General features: G+C 42.2%; 15 protein-coding genes. 9 read left to right on the plus strand and 6 right to left on the minus strand.

Annotation, left to right across the window (positions count from 1 at the left end):
• Positions 1-169 precede the first annotated feature (169 nt).
• Genes rfaQ through AB3Y96_RS00330 form a run of 7 tightly spaced genes read left to right on the plus strand, consistent with a single transcriptional unit; the run spans position 170 to position 6,876 of the window.
• Positions 170-1,243 (plus strand): lipopolysaccharide core heptosyltransferase RfaQ, encoded by a 1,074-nt coding sequence (rfaQ, locus tag AB3Y96_RS00300; RefSeq protein WP_072308191.1) that lies wholly within the window; start codon positions 170-172, stop codon positions 1,241-1,243.
• Positions 1,243-2,367: a glycosyltransferase family 4 protein gene (locus AB3Y96_RS00305; RefSeq protein WP_367300257.1), complete on the plus strand. Its 1,125-nt coding sequence runs from the start codon at positions 1,243-1,245 to the stop codon at positions 2,365-2,367. Before rfaQ ends, AB3Y96_RS00305 begins: the two co-directional genes overlap by 1 nt.
• A complete protein-coding gene (gene rfaP / locus AB3Y96_RS00310; RefSeq protein ID WP_072308192.1) occupies positions 2,360-3,157 on the plus strand; it encodes a lipopolysaccharide core heptose(I) kinase RfaP in 798 nt (265 codons plus the stop codon). The genes AB3Y96_RS00305 and rfaP overlap by 8 nt, the downstream gene beginning before the upstream one ends.
• 38 nt (positions 3,158-3,195) lie before the next feature.
• Positions 3,196-4,203, plus strand: coding sequence for a lipopolysaccharide 3-alpha-galactosyltransferase (gene waaO, locus AB3Y96_RS00315; RefSeq protein ID WP_072308193.1), 1,008 nt, complete (start codon positions 3,196-3,198; stop codon positions 4,201-4,203).
• 28 nt (positions 4,204-4,231) lie between these two features.
• Positions 4,232-4,957, plus strand: coding sequence for a lipopolysaccharide core heptose(II) kinase RfaY (gene rfaY, locus AB3Y96_RS00320; RefSeq protein WP_367298253.1), 726 nt, complete (start codon positions 4,232-4,234; stop codon positions 4,955-4,957).
• 9 nt (positions 4,958-4,966) lie between these two features.
• On the plus strand, positions 4,967-5,746 hold the full coding sequence (gene waaZ, locus AB3Y96_RS00325) for a 3-deoxy-D-manno-oct-2-ulosonate III transferase WaaZ (RefSeq protein ID WP_367298254.1): 780 nt from the start codon (positions 4,967-4,969) through the stop codon (positions 5,744-5,746).
• Between the two features lie 44 nt (positions 5,747-5,790).
• Positions 5,791-6,876 carry a glycosyltransferase family 9 protein gene (locus AB3Y96_RS00330; RefSeq protein ID WP_072308196.1) on the plus strand — a complete coding sequence of 362 codons (1,086 nt, stop codon included), beginning with the start codon at positions 5,791-5,793 and terminating at the stop codon, positions 6,874-6,876.
• A gap of 26 nt (positions 6,877-6,902) precedes the next feature.
• Here the strand turns inward: AB3Y96_RS00330 and rfaL are convergent, their stop codons facing one another.
• Genes rfaL through rfaD form a run of 4 tightly spaced genes read right to left on the minus strand, consistent with a single transcriptional unit; the run spans position 6,903 to position 11,131 of the window.
• The gene (rfaL, locus tag AB3Y96_RS00335) at positions 6,903-8,129 is read right to left on the minus strand and encodes an O-antigen ligase RfaL (RefSeq protein WP_367298255.1); all 1,227 of its coding nucleotides are present in this window, start codon (positions 8,127-8,129) and stop codon (positions 6,903-6,905) included.
• Between the two features lie 28 nt (positions 8,130-8,157).
• Positions 8,158-9,117 (minus strand): lipopolysaccharide heptosyltransferase RfaC, encoded by a 960-nt coding sequence (gene rfaC / locus AB3Y96_RS00340; protein WP_072308198.1) that lies wholly within the window; start codon positions 9,115-9,117, stop codon positions 8,158-8,160.
• Positions 9,117-10,166 carry an ADP-heptose--LPS heptosyltransferase RfaF gene (rfaF, locus tag AB3Y96_RS00345; protein WP_367298256.1) on the minus strand — a complete coding sequence of 350 codons (1,050 nt, stop codon included), beginning with the start codon at positions 10,164-10,166 and terminating at the stop codon, positions 9,117-9,119. Before rfaF ends, rfaC begins: the two co-directional genes overlap by 1 nt.
• A gap of 35 nt (positions 10,167-10,201) precedes the next feature.
• Complete coding sequence (gene rfaD, locus AB3Y96_RS00350; RefSeq protein ID WP_072308200.1) at positions 10,202-11,131, minus strand: ADP-glyceromanno-heptose 6-epimerase; 930 nt, start codon at positions 11,129-11,131, stop codon at positions 10,202-10,204.
• Positions 11,132-11,440: 309 nt separating this feature from the next.
• Here rfaD and kbl point away from each other — a divergent pair, with 309 nt between their 5' ends.
• The gene (kbl, locus tag AB3Y96_RS00355; RefSeq protein WP_072308201.1) at positions 11,441-12,637 is read left to right on the plus strand and encodes a glycine C-acetyltransferase; all 1,197 of its coding nucleotides are present in this window, start codon (positions 11,441-11,443) and stop codon (positions 12,635-12,637) included.
• Between the two features lie 13 nt (positions 12,638-12,650).
• Positions 12,651-13,676 (plus strand): L-threonine 3-dehydrogenase, encoded by a 1,026-nt coding sequence (gene tdh / locus AB3Y96_RS00360; protein WP_025801499.1) that lies wholly within the window; start codon positions 12,651-12,653, stop codon positions 13,674-13,676.
• A 179-nt stretch (positions 13,677-13,855) separates the two neighbouring features.
• On the opposite strand, the gene AB3Y96_RS00365 is transcribed toward tdh, so the two are convergent.
• Both AB3Y96_RS00365 and AB3Y96_RS00370 read right to left on the minus strand, forming a co-directional pair.
• Entirely contained in the window at positions 13,856-15,361 is a 1,506-nt protein-coding gene (locus AB3Y96_RS00365; protein ID WP_367298257.1) for a phosphoethanolamine transferase, read from the minus strand.
• A 183-nt stretch (positions 15,362-15,544) separates the two neighbouring features.
• The gene (locus AB3Y96_RS00370) at positions 15,545-16,432 is read right to left on the minus strand and encodes a divergent polysaccharide deacetylase family protein (protein WP_247650301.1); all 888 of its coding nucleotides are present in this window, start codon (positions 16,430-16,432) and stop codon (positions 15,545-15,547) included.
• Positions 16,433-16,477: the final 45 nt, after the last annotated feature.

Genomic DNA, 16,477 nt, shown 5'->3' on the forward strand with positions numbered 1-16,477 from the left:
TCGGCACCCACAATAACTAGTGATACAATAGGAAAATATAAACAGAGAAGATTTTATCAGTGAATTGGTTGCTGTAGAGCCAAGGGCGGTAGCGTGCCTACTCGCAGAGCACCTTTATACATAAGTGTGCGCGTACAGTGTCTTATAACCCGATAGATAAGAGCGGCAAGTGGATAAACAATATAAAAGAATACTCGTCATCAAGCTTAGGTTTCATGGGGACATGCTGCTGACAACACCGGTCATCAGTACGCTGAAACGCAACTATCCAGATGCCAAAATTGATGTCTTATTATATGAAGACACTATGCCAATTCTCTCGGAAAATCCTGAAGTTAATGCGCTTTACGGGATCAAAAATAGAAAAACGTCGGTATTTGAAAAACTAAAAAATGTGGCGAAGACGATTGGTTTGTTAAGGAAAAATAATTACGACTTAGTGATTAACCTGACAGACCAGTGGCCAGTTGCTTTTTTAGTGAAGTGCTTACAGGCAAAAGATAAGATTTCACTGAAGTTTCACCATCGTAAATCGATATTTTGGACAAGTTGTTTTAGTGAGTCGGTCCAACCTGAAGGTACGCATATCGTAGAGCGTAATTTATCGACTCTTACGCCTCTGGGGCTGCCAAAAATCATCACTGCAACAACGATGAGTTATCGACCTGATCATTGGCATACTATCCAGCAACATCTTTCTGAGAACGGTGTTGATAGCCAGCGCTATGTTGTTATTCAGCCAACGGCCCGTCAGATGTTTAAATGCTGGGATGAAGAAAAATTCTCAGAGGTCATTGATTCCTTAGAATCCCGTGGGTATAGCGTGGTGTTAACCTCAGGGCCGAGTGCTGCTGATATTGCCTGCGTAACTAAAATCAAAGAAAACTGCAAAATAAAACCTGTAACAGCGTTGGCCGGTAAAACATCGTTCCCTGAACTCGCGGCTCTGATTGATCATGCTTCTCTGTTTATTGGCGTCGATTCTGCGCCAATGCACATTGCAGCTGCTCTGAAAACGCCGATCATTTGCTTATTTGGTGCTACCGATCATCGGTTCTGGCGCCCGTGGAGTGACAATTTTATTATGTTTTGGGCTGGCGACTATCAGCCCATGCCGACCCGAGACAATCTGGATCGCCACCGAAAATACCTATCCTGTATCCCCGCAAGCGACGTTATTGAGGCTACAGAAAAGCTTCTGAAGGATAACTCAGATGAACTTACGTCTAGGGATAGCGAATGATGAATATTGCGTTCTGTTTATATAAATATTTTCCGTTTGGCGGATTGCAGCGTGATTTCTTACGTATTGCTTTAGCATGTCAGGCTCGTGGACATCATATCCGTGTTTATGCGATGTCTTGGGAAGGCGAACGACCAGCAGATTTCGAATACATCCAAGTACCAACTCGCTCACATTCGAATCATGGTCGAAATAAAGAATATAGTGATTGGGTAATACATGATCTGCAGACCAATCCAGCCGACATCGTAGTAGGTTTCAACAAGATGCCGGGGCTCGATTATTACTATGCCGCAGACGTGTGTTACGCCGAAAAAGTGGCGCAGGAAAAAGGATTTTTCTACCGATTAACTTCTCGCTATAAGCACTATGCGGAATTTGAGCGCGCAGTATTTTCAAATGAGAGTCACGCTGAGCTGCTAATGCTGACCGGCAAGCAAATTGCGGATTTTAAAAAACACTATCAAACTGCGCCCGAGCGCTTTCATATTGTTCCGCCAGGAATATCTTTAGATAGAAAATATGATCATCGTCCAGCCAATATTCGCGAAGATTTTCGGCAGCGCAGTGCTATTGCAGATGATGAATTACTGGTGCTACAGGTGGGTTCTGATTTTAAACGCAAAGGCGTTGATCGAACACTGCGTGCTATTTCTGCATTGCCAACGGCGGTTAAGTCAAAGACAAAGTTAATTGTCGTAGGGCAAGACAAGCCTAAGCGTTATCAAGCACTCGCCGCAAAACTGGGTATTTCATCTCAGGTTCAATTTTACTCTGGTCGAGATGATATCCCTGAATTAATGGCTGCTGCGGATGTGTTAATGCATCCAGCGTATCAAGAGTCAGCAGGCATCGTTTTAATTGAGGCAATTGCGGCTGGGTTGCCGGTTATTACGACAGAGACCTGTGGTTATGCTCATCATGTTGCTAGCGCGGGTTGTGGAGTGGTAATTTCTGAACCATTCGAACAGAAACAGTTAAATGAAGTTTTAGCTCGTGCGCTAGATGATAAAAAACTGAGAGAAACATGGTCCGAATACGCTAAATCGTATGCGGATAAAGAAGATCTGTATAGCTTGCCAGAAAGAGCGGCGGATCTCATTTTAGGTGGTAAAAATGATTGAGTTAAAAGAGCCCTTAACCACATTGTGGAAGGGAAAAGATCCTTTTGTTGAAGTGGAGAAACTTCAAGGGGAGGTTTTTCGTGCTTTGGAGACTCGTAAAACGCTTCGTTTTTCTTTAGCAGAGAAATCATATTTTATTAAAATTCACTACGGCACTACGCTAAAGGAAGTTTTGAAGAATCTGATTTCTTTCCGTATTCCTGTATTGGGCGCCGATCGTGAATGGAAAGCGATTCACCGTTTATACCAATTAGATGTTGATACGATGAAAGGTATTGGCTTTGGCCAAACTGGGGTCAACCCACTGACGCGGAAGTCTTTTATTATTACTGAAGATCTAGCTCCAACAATTAGCCTAGAAGATTATTGTGCTGATTGGGAGCAAAATCCGCCCGATTTTCGTATCAAGCGCATGCTGATTAAGCGATTGGCTACGATGGTGAGGAAGATGCACCGTGGTGGTGTAAATCATCGTGATTGTTATATTTGCCATTTTTTACTTCACTTGCCGTTTGATGGTGATGAAAGCCAGCTCAAATTATCGGTTATCGACCTACACCGATCGCAGATTCGCAACAAAGTACCGCAGCGCTGGAGAGATAAAGATCTGATTGGTTTATATTTCTCATCCTCCAATATTGGGCTAAGCAAAAAAGATATTCTTTATTTTCTTAAAGTTTATTTTGATGCTCCATTGCATCAGATATTAGCGCAAGAACGGGAGTTACTAGAAAAGGCGATTGTGAAGTCTGAGAGAATTAAAGAACGTACTATACGTAAATCGCTATGACCGATCTTTTAGTGTATTGATAGGATAAGTGAGAAACTATGTTTTTCCATGAAGAGCACTACATCAAGGATGTCATAACATATACGGGTAATAAACCTGATGATAGCAGTCAATATCAGGATATTGCTTACGGAACGGATAAAAATTTTTTGTTTGGCTGTGCGGTATCAATAACGTCATTTCTTATCAAGAACCCAGAAGTAAAATTTAATTTTCATGTGTTCATCGATTCTTTTTCAGAGAGCGATAGAGAAAAATTTAAAGCTTTAGCTGAGCAATATAAAACAAATATCTCTATTTATCTCGTTAATGCAGATAGTTTAAAATCTCTGCCAGAAAATAAGCTTTGGACATATGCTATTTACTTTAGATTCATTATTGCTGATTATTTTAGTGAAAAGTTAGAGCGAATTACATATATCGATTCTGATGTTGTATGCAATGGTTCAATACAAGAGCTTGTTCATCTTCCTCTGGATGGCAGTGTAGTCGCTGCAGTTACTGAGCGTGATGAAAAGTGGTGGCTCCAACGTTCTGAGGTGTTAGGAAATAGCCTGATCGCCAAAGGGTATTTCAACACTGGTGTATTGGTGATTAACTTACCTGAATGGAAAGCACTTGATGTTAGCACGCAGGCAATGACGTCACTAAACGATAGCGCTATAAGAAGTAAACTGACTTACTACGATCAAGATGTGCTTAATATTATCCTAGCAGGACGCGTGCTATTTTTGGATAAGAAATACAATACACAATTTAGTTTAAATTATGAACTAAAAAAGGACTGTAAAAGCCCTGTTGACGAAAATACAGTGCTAATTCATTACATCGGTCCAACAAAACCTTGGCATGAGTGGGCTCAATACCCGAGTGCGGCTCCATTTTATCAAGCGAAAACGCTCTCCCCTTGGGGCGCAGTATCACTGATAAATCCTCGCAGCAGCAGCCAATTTCGTTACTGCGCTAAACATAAGTTTAACCAGAATAAATCTTTTGAAGGCATCTACTTTTACTTTATGTATTTCGTAAAGAAAATGTTTGGATGAAGTCCAATACCAATATTCGGATATTTTCATGATAGTTAGTAAAAAAATAAAAAATCTCAAAGTCTATATAAAAGACAATAATGAAATTTATGAAAACATATTCAGGGATTTTCTCAATAATAACCTTGATGTCATAAAAGTATTTCGTAGTATTGAAGATACCAAGGTTTCATTAATTAACACTCCCCATGGCAAGTTTGTATTTAAAGTTTTTGCACCACAAGAAAAAAAAGCTGAACGATTTTTCAAGTCTTTCGTTAAAGGTGACTATTATCTAAATTTGTTGCTTCAAACCGATAGAGTCAGAAATGAAGGTGTTACATTCCCGAATGATTTTTATCTCCTAGCGGAAAAGAAAATATTTAATTACGCTAGCGTGTTTATTATGCTGATTGAGTTTGTTGATGGTGTTGAACTGTCGGACGTTGGCGATTTCAATGAAAGCATTCGTGCTGAAATTCATACTAAGATGAATGAATTGCACCAACATAATATGGTTTCTGGCGATCCCCATAAAGGCAATTTCATTTTATCACCAGATGGGATAAGAATTATCGATTTATCAGGCAAAGCGTGTAATGCAAAACGTAAAGCCAAAGATAGAATTGATATGGAAAGGCATCTTAATATTGATAATACCGTTAATGACTTTGCTTATTTTTCCGTTGTCTATAAGAACATTTTACGTCAAAAAATAAAATCATTTAAAGCAAAAATAAAAATGTTTTTAGGATTAAAAAAACGTAAGGCCTGAGTTAATTTTATGAATCATCCTCGATACATTTCAAGAAATGATGTAGATATGCTAATGAAAGAGAAAATGCATGAAAATTCAGTTGTTTTTCTTTCAGGTCCAACATCGGTGAATACACCACTTTCATTACTCAATCAATCGGATGTCATAGCGGTAAATGGCTCTGCTCGTTATCTCATTGAAAATGAAATTAAGCCATTTATCTATGTATTAACCGATGACAGATTTTTATTACAAAGAAACGATGACTTTAAGTTTTTTGTTAAAAATAGTCAGCATACTATAGTTAACTGTGATGTATTTGAGAAGGCGAGTTTAGAGGATAAGCAATTTTTGCAAGAAAATTGTCATATCATGAAAATGCTTTATAAAAGAGAGAAGGGTGGTTTTTTCAAGAAGATAAAATTCAAAATTTTGTCAATGAGAAATAAAAATATTTTAATTGACGTGCCACTGTCAAAAAGAAGAAGATTAGTTGGGTTTAGTTTAGATATCAGTGATGGGTATTGTTCTTGTCATACCGTTGCATATGCTGCAATCCAAATTGCCTATAGTTTACGTTATGCAAAAATCATATGCTCTGGCCTAGATTTAGTTGATTCGTGTTCTCGGTTTTATGATAAAAATGGCGAGTCATCAATGCCTTCTGAACTAAGCCGAGATTTGGGGAAAATTATTCCATTCTTTCACTATATGAAAAATAACGTTAAAGATATCAATATATATAATTTGTCAAATAATACGGCAATTGATTATAAAATCATCCCGTATTTAGATGCGAAAGAATAAGTGGTTTTAGTTATTTTTGTTTTGATTTTATTGGAGTCTCATCAGTGAAATTAGGTTCTTTTCACAGAAGAAAAAAAGTTTTTATTAAAGACTTTAAAATTTTCATGATGATGGTTTTATTTTTCCGTTTTAAAAAAAATGTTTTTGAAACGAAAAAAATAAAAAACATCTTAATCATGAGGGATAATAACAAGCTTGGCGATATGATCATATTTACTCCGCTTTTTCGGGAGTGTCATCGGTTAGGCCTAGACGTGTCTGTCGTTACGGGTGACGTATGTGCTGAGTTGCTAAAAGAAAATAAAAACATTAAAAATATATTCGTATGTAAAGAGAAATTCTTTAATATGTTCTTTCTCGCTCTTAAACTGAGAAAGAAAAAATATGATTTAGTTATTGATCCTCTTAATGAAGTACATAGCTATCGCAGTATTATGATGATGCAGGTAATTAATCCCAAGCACATTCTTGGTTTTAATAAAAAGGGAAAATATAAAACATATGATATTAGTTTACCGGAAGATTTATCATTAAATCGACATACATCAGAAAGAATTAAATCAATTCTACAGAAAATAAAACCTGATATAGATCTTGATAAAGTAGATATGTCATATGACTTACCTGTCCCACAGGATGTCGATGCAACGGTAAAACAATACCTAGAACGTTTTAGCGGAAAAACAACGGTGTTGCTAAATCCATTTGGGGCGCTCAAAACGAGAAAATTCAGCGCTACTAAAATTAGTGCAATTGTAGATATTATTAAGAAAAAAATCGAGAATCCCGTCATAATTATCTCTGGGCTTGATTCCGAGATTAGGCATATAACAATAGATGGTGTAGAAAAAACGCCTTTTACTCGATATATACATGCTACATCTTTGGTAAAACAGGTTGATTACATTGTTTCTGTTGATACATCGATAGTTCATGCAGCCACTGCATTCAATAAACCTATCGTAGCTTTCTATCCGATGTCTAAAGCCCGAGTCAATTCACAGCCCTTAACTTGGGGGCCGAACAGTGAACATGCTATTCAGGTATTATCGGATACGCGTAATGTTGAAGATATTCCTGATGATATAATTAGGTATGCTATTGAAAACATGATTTCGATGAGAAACTAAAAGGGCCCGGAAGGGCCCTTTTAGTTTCAGTTCTCTGAGCGGTATTTTTTTGCGTGTAAAGCGAGAAGAATACCGATGATAACGGCAATATTCTCAATTCTTACCGTTTCAAAAGCGCCTCTAATGATAAAGTCGCCCAATAATATGAGCGTCAATATGAGGAACGCATCTTGCGTTTGGCCCTTATTTTCACGGTATCCTTTTATACTCGAAACTAGTGTTGATGCTAACAAGTAATAAAGTGCAGCGAGTCCGATGACACCGCCTGCGAACCAAATAGAAAGCGTTAAGTTATGCGGTCCGATAGATTTTTTAAAACGCCAGTCAGGGTAGCTTGAAGAACGTTCATTATAAACATGATGATAAAGATCGTTGCCAAAGCCATAGCCTTTGATTGGGTTTTCAAGGATAAGATCGAGTGCTGCTCCCTGCGTGCCATTTTCATAACGGCCACTGCTGTCAGTTTGTTGTAGTTTGTGGAATAGTGTTTTGACCTGCTGTGGATCTTTTTGATGAACTGCAAATAGGCCGACGCCGATCACCAGTAGTGCTATCAAAGGTAGCTTCCACTCACGTTTAATAAGCGCCCAAATTAATGCGGGAACTGCTAATGATAGCCAAGTCCCTCGCTGCAGTGTGCCAAGCATGAGAATAGCAAAAATTGCTGCAAGTACGAAGAATAGTATTTTGTACTTCTTATCAGGAATAACCCATAGAGTGAGTATTGCAGGGAAGATAAAAATTAGAGTGTCTGAAATCCTGCGGTGTTCGAAGCTGGTAAATGGAATAATGCCGACTTTATATTCTTCGACATATTGATGAATTTCTGTGCCGGTTAGAATAACTAATGTTGTGATTAGAGCTGCTGTTAGCATAGTTGCTATTTTGCTGTTGTCTTCTTTGTGAAGAACGGCTGCAATCATCACTGATACTAGGAGCATTTTTTCAAAAACTGTATTCAGAGCGCGCTTTAGGCTCAGTGATGGTTCTACGGAAATGGCTATTGCATATATTATTGCTATGCAAAAGATAGTTAAAGATAAAAATAGATTATTTCTGAATATGCGGAATATATTTTTTCTTTGCTTAACAATATAAACTAATCCAGTTATGTATATAGCATAGCTAATTGCATGTTTGTATCGACTTACCCCATCAAAAAAATAGGTCACTATAAATAAAAATATAATAGATCTATTCCATATAGACTGCCAATCGAGATTCCTTCTCTGATTTGGTAGTTCTGAAATCATATATACTCCGAAGATAAAACAGTTCTTATTAAATCTTAACCAAAGCGCTAAATACGGTATTAGCTGACAAATTAGTTAATGATTTATCCTGAGAACAACACGCCACCTGATTTTCTCCATATCCTCCAATCAGCCCCGGATCGGTTGGGCCATAGAGCGTAATATTTGGTCGATCGAGTGCGGCGGCTAGATGACTTAGCCCTGTATCAACAGATACGACAGCTTTCGCCCCCGCGAGGACTTCTGCCACCTGTTCTAACGGTAAGCGTGGCAACACTTCTACATGACTAAAACCTTCAGCTAAGCGCTGTGCGCGTTGGTGCTCATGTTCCGCTCCCCAAGGTAATTTAATCTTCATACCTGTCGGCTCAACCAGAGTGATAAGCTCACGCCAATTTTCTTCTGGCCAGTGCTTATCGTCGCGTGTTGTTGCATGTAAGAACACGAAATACTGTCCATGATCCGCTGGAAGATGATTAAGAAAACGCTGAGAGATAGCGTAGTCACCTCTGCTTTCCGGTTTTGTGTAGCCTAAGCTCAGTGCGAATAACTCACGCGTTCTCTCGACCGCATGCATTTTTTTATTAATGCTGTAGCGGTGGTTGAAGAACCAACTGGCGAAGGGCTCACGGGCGCTTTGACAATCTTGTCCGTGGCGTGGGCCTTTTGCGATGCGGGTGATTAGCGCTGCACTTTTTATCAGCCCTTGGGCATCAATGACAGCATCATAGGTGCGGCGCTGTACTTCTCGTTTAAAATCACAGCGTTCTTGACGTGTATTCGCGCCAAACCAGTTCTTTCTCCAGCGGCGGATAGCCACTGGGATCACGCGATCGACCGCAGGATGCCAGCTTGGTATCTGCGCGAACCCTTCTTCTACCACCCAATCAAATTTAATATCTGGAATGGCATGCATAGCATCTGTCAGTGCTGGTAACGTATGCAGCACATCGCCCATCGATGAGGTTTTGACAATCAAGACATGCATTACTGCTGGGTATCCTTTGGTAGTAACTCGTTCAATGCTTGCATAACAACATCAGGCTGAATATCGATTAGGCTCTGGTGATAGCCTTGATTTGCATCACCTTTACGTATTTTCAAATAACCCGTGATCAAGCGGATAACTTTGGCTCTGTTTGACAGCGGTGGTGTGAAATCTGGGCTGCTAGGGCCATAAAGCGCCACTAATGGCTTATCAAGCGCAGCTGCTACATGCATTAAGCCAGAGTCATTGGTCACAATCGCCTGACATGCCGCAATTAATATCACTGCCTGATCTAAATTTGTTTGCCCTGCGACATTTAAACAATATTCGCGGGCGTCTTCAGTTAGCGCTTGGCAAATCTCTTCACCGGCTTCGTGGTCTTTGGCAGAGCCAAAAAGAGCCACCTGATAGCCTTGCTCAATCAGCTTCTGTGCTAGCGCAGCATAGTGATAGTGCGGCCATCTCTTGGCTGGGCCAAATTCGGCACCAGGGCAGAAACCAATGATTGGGCGGTGGTCTGTCAGATTAAACGCTGCCGCTGTTTCGGCAATTTCTTCATCTGAAACGCTGAGCGCTGGCCAAAGCAGTGGCTGAGGTAAATCTTGCGCGGATTTTATCTGCTGTGCCGGGTAAGCCAATGCGACATATCGTTCAACCATTAGCGGGAATGCGGCTTTGTCGAGCTGGCGAACATCCGTCAGCAAGCCATAGCGCATTTCACCTTTCCAGCCAGTTCTAGCAGGAATGCGGGCAAAGAATGGGATTAATGCAGATTTGAACGAATTTGGCAGCACGTAGGCGCGATCATAGCCCTTATCACGCAGGCTTTTGCCTAAATGGTAGCGTTCGCCCAGCGCAAAAGAGCCATGCCCTAAGGGCATGGCAATCGCTTCGTTAACTTCTGGCATTCGCGCTAACAAAGGACGGCACCAGTTAGGTGCCATCACGTCAATTTTAGCGTCAGGATGTTCGGCCTTCAGGGTTCGATACAAGCTCTGCGACATCATCATGTCGCCTACCCATGAAGGGCCGATAACCAGTATTTTCATACCGTGTTTCATTCCTTACGGTTGTGGAGCCGTGTTTAGGCTTTGTTATTCAGCCACGCAAGATATTCGCTCACGCCTTCAGCAACGGTTTTAAACGGCTTGTCGTAACCAGCCGCACGCAATTTGGTGGTATCGGCTTTGGTGAAGCCCTGATAGCGACCTTTCAGTTTTTCTGGGAAAGGAATATAGCTGATGCTGCCTTTCTGATGATAGGCAACAACCGCGTCAGCGACGGCTTGGAATGATTCAGCACGGCCAGTACCACAGTTAAAGATGCCAGAGATACCTTTCTGCCAGAACCACAGGTTTACGTCAGCAACGTCACCCACATAGATGAAGTCACGTTTGAAATCATCGCTGCCTTCAAACAGTTTCGGATCTTCACCGTTGTTGATTTGGTTATTTAGATGGAAAGCAACGCTTGCCATGCTGCCTTTATGGCCTTCACGTGGGCCATAGACGTTGAAGTAGCGGAAGCCACAAATCTGAGATTCTGCCTCTGGCAGGATCTGGCGAACATACTGATCGAACAGGAATTTTGAGTAGCCATAAACGTTTAATGGGCCTTCGAATTCGCGTTCTTCGGTAAATTGCTCAGTTAAGCCATAAGTGGCGGCGGAAGATGCATACAAGAATGGGATCTGGCGTTCTAAACAGAAATGCAGAAGCTCTTTGGAGTACTGATAGTTGTTATCCATCATATACTTGCCATCCCACTCGGTTGTGGATGAGCATGCACCTTCATGGAAAACGGCTTCGATATCGCCGAAATCATCCCCAGCAACAACGCTGGCAATGAAGTCTTCTTTATCCATGTAGTCGGTAATTTCTAAATCGACTAAATTAACAAATTTAGTGCCATCTTTAAGGTTATCGACCACGAGAATGTCGCTATAGCCTTTATTATTCAGTGCCTTAACGATGTTGCTGCCGATCATGCCAGCGCCGCCGGTTACAATAATCATGAGATTTACCTTTAAATAAACGAAACAGTGGCGCACAACGCCCCACGTTATATGACCTCATAATAGCATTTCATGCTTAAGCATTCAGCGTATAGGGCATGAATCTGAATCAAAAGCGTCTGAATTAGACCTCATACTGTCATGAGTAGTGCATGGCGGCTCATTCATAACTGAAAGTAATTATTTCTCTTATCCACGCCACAGCGTGATATATGCTGCATTTTTCACATTCTGTGAGTTACAAACTCGTTTCAATTGCAACAAGACAGTAATATGTTTCACAAACTTGCCCATCCAGGAGATAACACCATGTCTGCGGATTTTTACCAGCAGCTAACTCAGCAATTAGAAACGACCCGTTCCGAAGGTCTGTATAAAAATGAACGTATTATTACTTCTGCGCAGCAGGCTGATATTGCAGTTGCCGATGGTCGCCGTGTCATTAATTTCTGTGCAAACAACTATTTAGGTTTGGCTAACCACCCTGCGCTGATTAAAGCAGCGAAAGAAGGCATGGATTCTCATGGCTTTGGCATGGCATCGGTGCGTTTTATTTGTGGTACTCAAGATAGCCATAAGCAGCTAGAACAGCGATTGGCTGAGTTTTTAGGTATGGAAGACTCCATTTTATATTCTTCCTGTTTTGATGCTAATGGTGGACTATTCGAAACGCTGTTAGGTCCTGAAGACGCCATTATTTCTGATGCGTTGAACCATGCTTCTATTATTGATGGCGTGCGCCTGTGTAAGGCCAAGCGCTATCGCTATGCCAATAACGATATGGCTGAACTGCGTGCTCAGTTAGAAATGGCGAAAGCCGATGGCGCTCGCCATATCATGATTGCGACAGACGGCGTGTTCTCAATGGATGGCGTTATTGCCGATCTGAAATCGGTGTGTGATTTAGCCGATGAATATGGCGCGTTGGTGATGGTTGATGATTCCCATGCGGTTGGCTTCGTTGGTGAAAATGGCCGCGGCACCCATGAATACTGTGAAGTTATGGGGCGTGTAGACATTATCACCGGTACTTTGGGCAAAGCATTAGGCGGTGCATCCGGCGGCTACACGGCTGGGCGCAAAGAAGTGATCGAATGGCTGCGCCAGCGTTCGCGTCCATACCTTTTCTCCAACTCTTTAGCGCCTGCCATCGTTGCAGCATCAATCAAAGTCCTTGAGCTATTGGCTGATGGCGATGAGCTGCGTAACCGTCTGTGGAGCAATGCCCGTTTATTCCGTGAAAAAATGAGTGCGGCGGGTTTCACTTTAGCAGGTGCCGATCACGCCATCATCCCTGTGATGTTGGGTGATGCCAAACTGGCGCAAGAATTTGCCAATGAATTGCTGAAAGAAGGTATCTATGTGACAGGATTCTTCTTCCCTGTTGTTCCTAAAGGTCAGGCGCGTATCCGTACTCAAATGTCTGCTGACCATACCCCAGAACAAATTGAACGCGCAGTCGCGGCCTTTATTCGTATCGGCAAGCAGCTGGGTGTGATTGCGTAAGGAACTCATCGTTATGAAAGCATTGTCAAAACTGAAGGCGGAAGAAGGGATTTGGATGACCGATGTGCCTAAGCCAGAGCTTGGGCATAACGACATCATGATTAAAATCCGTAAAACGGCGATTTGTGGCACTGACGTCCATATTTACAACTGGGATGAATGGTCGCAAAAAACCATTCCGGTTCCGATGGTCGTTGGCCATGAATATGTGGGCGAGATTGTTGCGATCGGGCAAGAAGTCACCGGCTATAAAATTGGCGAACGTGTTTCTGGTGAGGGGCATATTACCTGCGGTCATTGTCGTAACTGTCGCGGTGGCCGCACGCATCTATGTCGAAACACCACCGGCGTGGGTGTTAACCGCACTGGCGCATTTGCTGAGTATTTAGTTATTCCGGCATTTAACGCGTTCAAAATCCCAGACAATATTCCCGATGAGTTAGCGGCTATTTTTGACCCGTTTGGCAATGCTGTTCATACCGCGCTTTCATTCGATTTAGTGGGTGAAGACGTCTTAGTTTCCGGCGCAGGGCCGATTGGCATTATGGCGGCGGCGGTGTGTAAACACGTTGGCGCGCGTAATGTCGTGATTACCGACGTTAATGAATATCGTCTGGATCTGGCTCGTAAAATGGGCGTGACCCGCGCAGTGAATGTGAGTAAAGAAAATCTCACTGATGTGATGAATGAGCTTGGAATGACCGAAGGTTTTGACGTCGGCTTGGAGATGTCTGGAGCACCGCCAGCGTTCCGTGCGATGCTGAGCACCATGAATCACGGTGGCAAAATTGCGATGCTGGGGATCCCGCCATCAGATATGGCCATTGATTGGAATCAGGTGATTTTTAAAGGGCTGTTCATCAAGGGCATTTATGGCCGCGAGATGTTTGAAACATGGTACAAGATGGCAGCGTTACTGCAGTCAGGGTTGGATCTGAGTCCAATCATCACTCACCAGTTTGGTATTGATGATTTCCAAAAAGGCTTTGATGCTATGCGTTCAGGCCAATCAGGCAAGGTCGTTCTGAGCTGGGATTAAGATCTTTATATGAGTAAAAGCCCCAAATAGGGCAATGCCGTTCGTTTAAGAGCTCGAGATACAGGGGGCTAGCACACCGCGGGGCGCTCCGGCAGCTAAAGCTGCTACGACCCCATCGGTGTACTTCCCCTAAAATCACGCTTGAGTGAACTGTATTACCCAAACAGGGGCTTTTTTTATTAGTTAGATAGCGGCTCTTCAGCGGTTTTTCTCAGTTGGTGGTAGTCCAATTTCTGGTAGCGATTGTCGAGAACGGTAGAGTCGCCAGCGAACTTCTCAATGACGGCGTTAATATTGGTGAATGCTCCTCGCTGCGCATCGGTAATCCCTAGCCATGTTGCAACGAGAATATCGTTGTAGCTGGTTGAGAAAACTGCGTTTACTTGCCCTGTTTCATCTTTATCGCGTGGTGTTAATGCTGGGCTATACCATATAAACATCGGCACATGATAAGCCTCCTGACTAGGTGTTATGCCGCCATGGAAATAAGGCGCACTTTGTCTTGGATCTCGTTCTAATGCATGGTCAGAGAAATAAAGCACCGAGGCCTTATTTTGTTTTAACAAGCTAAATATTTCGCCCAAGAGGCTATCTGTGTATCGAACAGAATTATCGTAGCAAGCATCTATATCATTAGATTTATCAAATACGGTTTCGTTTGCGGGATACCTTTTACATGCTGGTTCATGACTACCATATAAGTGTAGAACAATGAGTTTTTTATCGTGCGCTGGTTTTTGTAATGCCGTTTTTAGGTGAGGCAGCAACTCTTTGTCATAGCCTTTAATATACAGTTTATCTTCCGCATTCATGGCAATGCCTGCAACAGAAGAGCCATAGTTGCCAAAGGCAGTTTGTGCGCTTAGCCATGTAGTATGGAAGCCCGCTTGGTTAGCTAAACTAATAATATTATCTGAATAATTTTTAAGATCATGATTATTAATATTGTCTGCGCTCAGCGCCATAGGAACGGCAACAGATGTAAATGGCACGCCGCTGATAGCGTGATTAAACAGTTTTAAGTACGACTTTTGCGCTTCTAGCTGTGGCGTAGTTGGCTTTTGGTAGCCGTAAATACTCATATTTTTAGCGCGCTCTGATTCACCAATAATCAATACATAGGTATCAATACCGGTATCTTTAACGCTAAGACTATAGTGTGGTGCCGCGCCGCTGATATTTTTCAAGATTTGGCTTTCCTGCATAGCCGTCAGGAAATAACTCAGGTTAAAGAAAGGCATGTAGGTTGTGAATCGGGCGGCAACTTTAAGTTCTGCGCTAGCACCTTCATTAACAGGGCGCTTTTTAACGAACTTCATCGAAGAGACGAGTGCAATAGCGCATATCACTATCAGTAGAATTCCCGTTATTTTTTTGGAGATCATTTTTCCTTTAGCAGGACGGATCGCCAAAATAAACAAGATAAGTAATGCTAGGCAGATAATCACAAAGCGAATATAGACACCAAGCATAGCCAGCATCTCAACTGGGTTGCTTTCAAGCGTGCTAACAGCAAAGCCATCGTTAAACGGCGTTTTGAAAGTAAACCAAGAGTAGAGGCTAAGGCTGATATCTGATGAGCAGAGAAACAGAAACGGTAAGGCCAATATGATCCGCAGAGTCGTTGACCGAATCGCTTTAAGGAATAATAGCGACAACGTGAACGTCACAATGCGATAAGACATGTGAATGTTGGGGGCCATCAGTATATTGATAATACTGAAAATAATTACGCTAATAATTAGCAGTAGATACTCTTTCCCAAAGAGTAAATAAGGTGTCTTTTTATACATTTTAGTTTGGTAATTAATTCATAATCCGCAATGCAACATTATGCCGGATTATGAATTAATTTAATACTGACGCAATTACAGCCAGTAATTCCAGCGTGACTGTATAAATTTTATCGGAGCTGAGTTTACTATGCTGGTGCTAATGGCATCAAACATGGCGGTGGCATACACCTTCTCTGGCGATTTTTTGCCGATGCATTGTTTAACACCACGGAATGGGTTGTGTGGTTTTTGCTGTGTCGGCAGCGGATTTTTATCTGGTACGGAAGCGCCATTAAGCAGTGAGCTAGGACGAACCAATACAATATCTGCCGGTAATGACGGCAGCATTTGTTGTAATACGCGTACAGTTGACGGATGCGGATGGCCGATGGCTATTGCAGACCCACTTTTCCGCGCGATTTGGATGGCGCGATTAAACTGTTGGCGGATAGCGGCTTCGTTTTGAGAATCATCAAGAAAGACTCTACGCTTAATGACCTTAATCCCGGTACCAGCAGAGGCGTTTGTCACTTGGCTATTGCCAATCGTCATGCTGTCGAGAAAATAAAGAAAATGATACTGCTCCAGCGTGCGCATGACTTTCTGCATCCCCTGCAGATTTGACGTCATCAGGCTGCCCATATGGTTGTTCATCCCAACGGCATAGGGCACGGCGTTTACGGATTGGCGGATGATGCGCTGGATTTCTGCTTCGCTCATTGAGGGCTGCAATGTATCTTTTTCTAATGGCTGTTTGCTAATCGGCGCCATTGGTAGGTGAATCAAAATCTCACGACCTTGAGCATGAGCCTTGTTTGCCATTTCACGTGCATGAGGTGCGGTGGGCAAAACGGCAACCGAGATAGCCAAAGGCATTTGCAGAATTTTATTTTCTTCTTGTGGGCGATAGCCAAAATCGTCGATGACGATGGCTAATTTTCCAGCATAGGCAGATACCGTGCTACAGGTGAAAATAAGCAGTGCGGAGGTGACAGCATTGAAAAATCGCAATGTGTTTTCCCTTGT

Source organism: Hafnia alvei (genome assembly GCF_964063325.1).
GTDB lineage: Bacteria > Pseudomonadota > Gammaproteobacteria > Enterobacterales > Enterobacteriaceae > Hafnia > Hafnia alvei_B.

Coding starts and splice junctions, on each gene's coding strand:
- AB3Y96_RS00305 (WP_367300257.1), top strand. CDS start 1,243: ATGAATATTGCGTTCTGTTTATATAAATATTTTCCGTTTGGCGGATTG.
- rfaP (WP_072308192.1), top strand. CDS start 2,360: ATGATTGAGTTAAAAGAGCCCTTAACCACATTGTGGAAGGGAAAAGAT.
- waaO (WP_072308193.1), top strand. CDS start 3,196: ATGTTTTTCCATGAAGAGCACTACATCAAGGATGTCATAACATATACG.
- rfaY (WP_367298253.1), top strand. CDS start 4,232: ATGATAGTTAGTAAAAAAATAAAAAATCTCAAAGTCTATATAAAAGAC.
- waaZ (WP_367298254.1), top strand. CDS start 4,967: ATGAATCATCCTCGATACATTTCAAGAAATGATGTAGATATGCTAATG.
- rfaL (WP_367298255.1), bottom strand. CDS start 8,129: ATGATTTCAGAACTACCAAATCAGAGAAGGAATCTCGATTGGCAGTCT.
- rfaC (WP_072308198.1), bottom strand. CDS start 9,117: ATGCATGTCTTGATTGTCAAAACCTCATCGATGGGCGATGTGCTGCAT.
- rfaF (WP_367298256.1), bottom strand. CDS start 10,166: ATGAAAATACTGGTTATCGGCCCTTCATGGGTAGGCGACATGATGATG.
- rfaD (WP_072308200.1), bottom strand. CDS start 11,131: ATGATTATTGTAACCGGCGGCGCTGGCATGATCGGCAGCAACATCGTT.
- kbl (WP_072308201.1), top strand. CDS start 11,441: ATGTCTGCGGATTTTTACCAGCAGCTAACTCAGCAATTAGAAACGACC.
- tdh (WP_025801499.1), top strand. CDS start 12,651: ATGAAAGCATTGTCAAAACTGAAGGCGGAAGAAGGGATTTGGATGACC.
- AB3Y96_RS00365 (WP_367298257.1), bottom strand. CDS start 15,361: ATGTCTTATCGCATTGTGACGTTCACGTTGTCGCTATTATTCCTTAAA.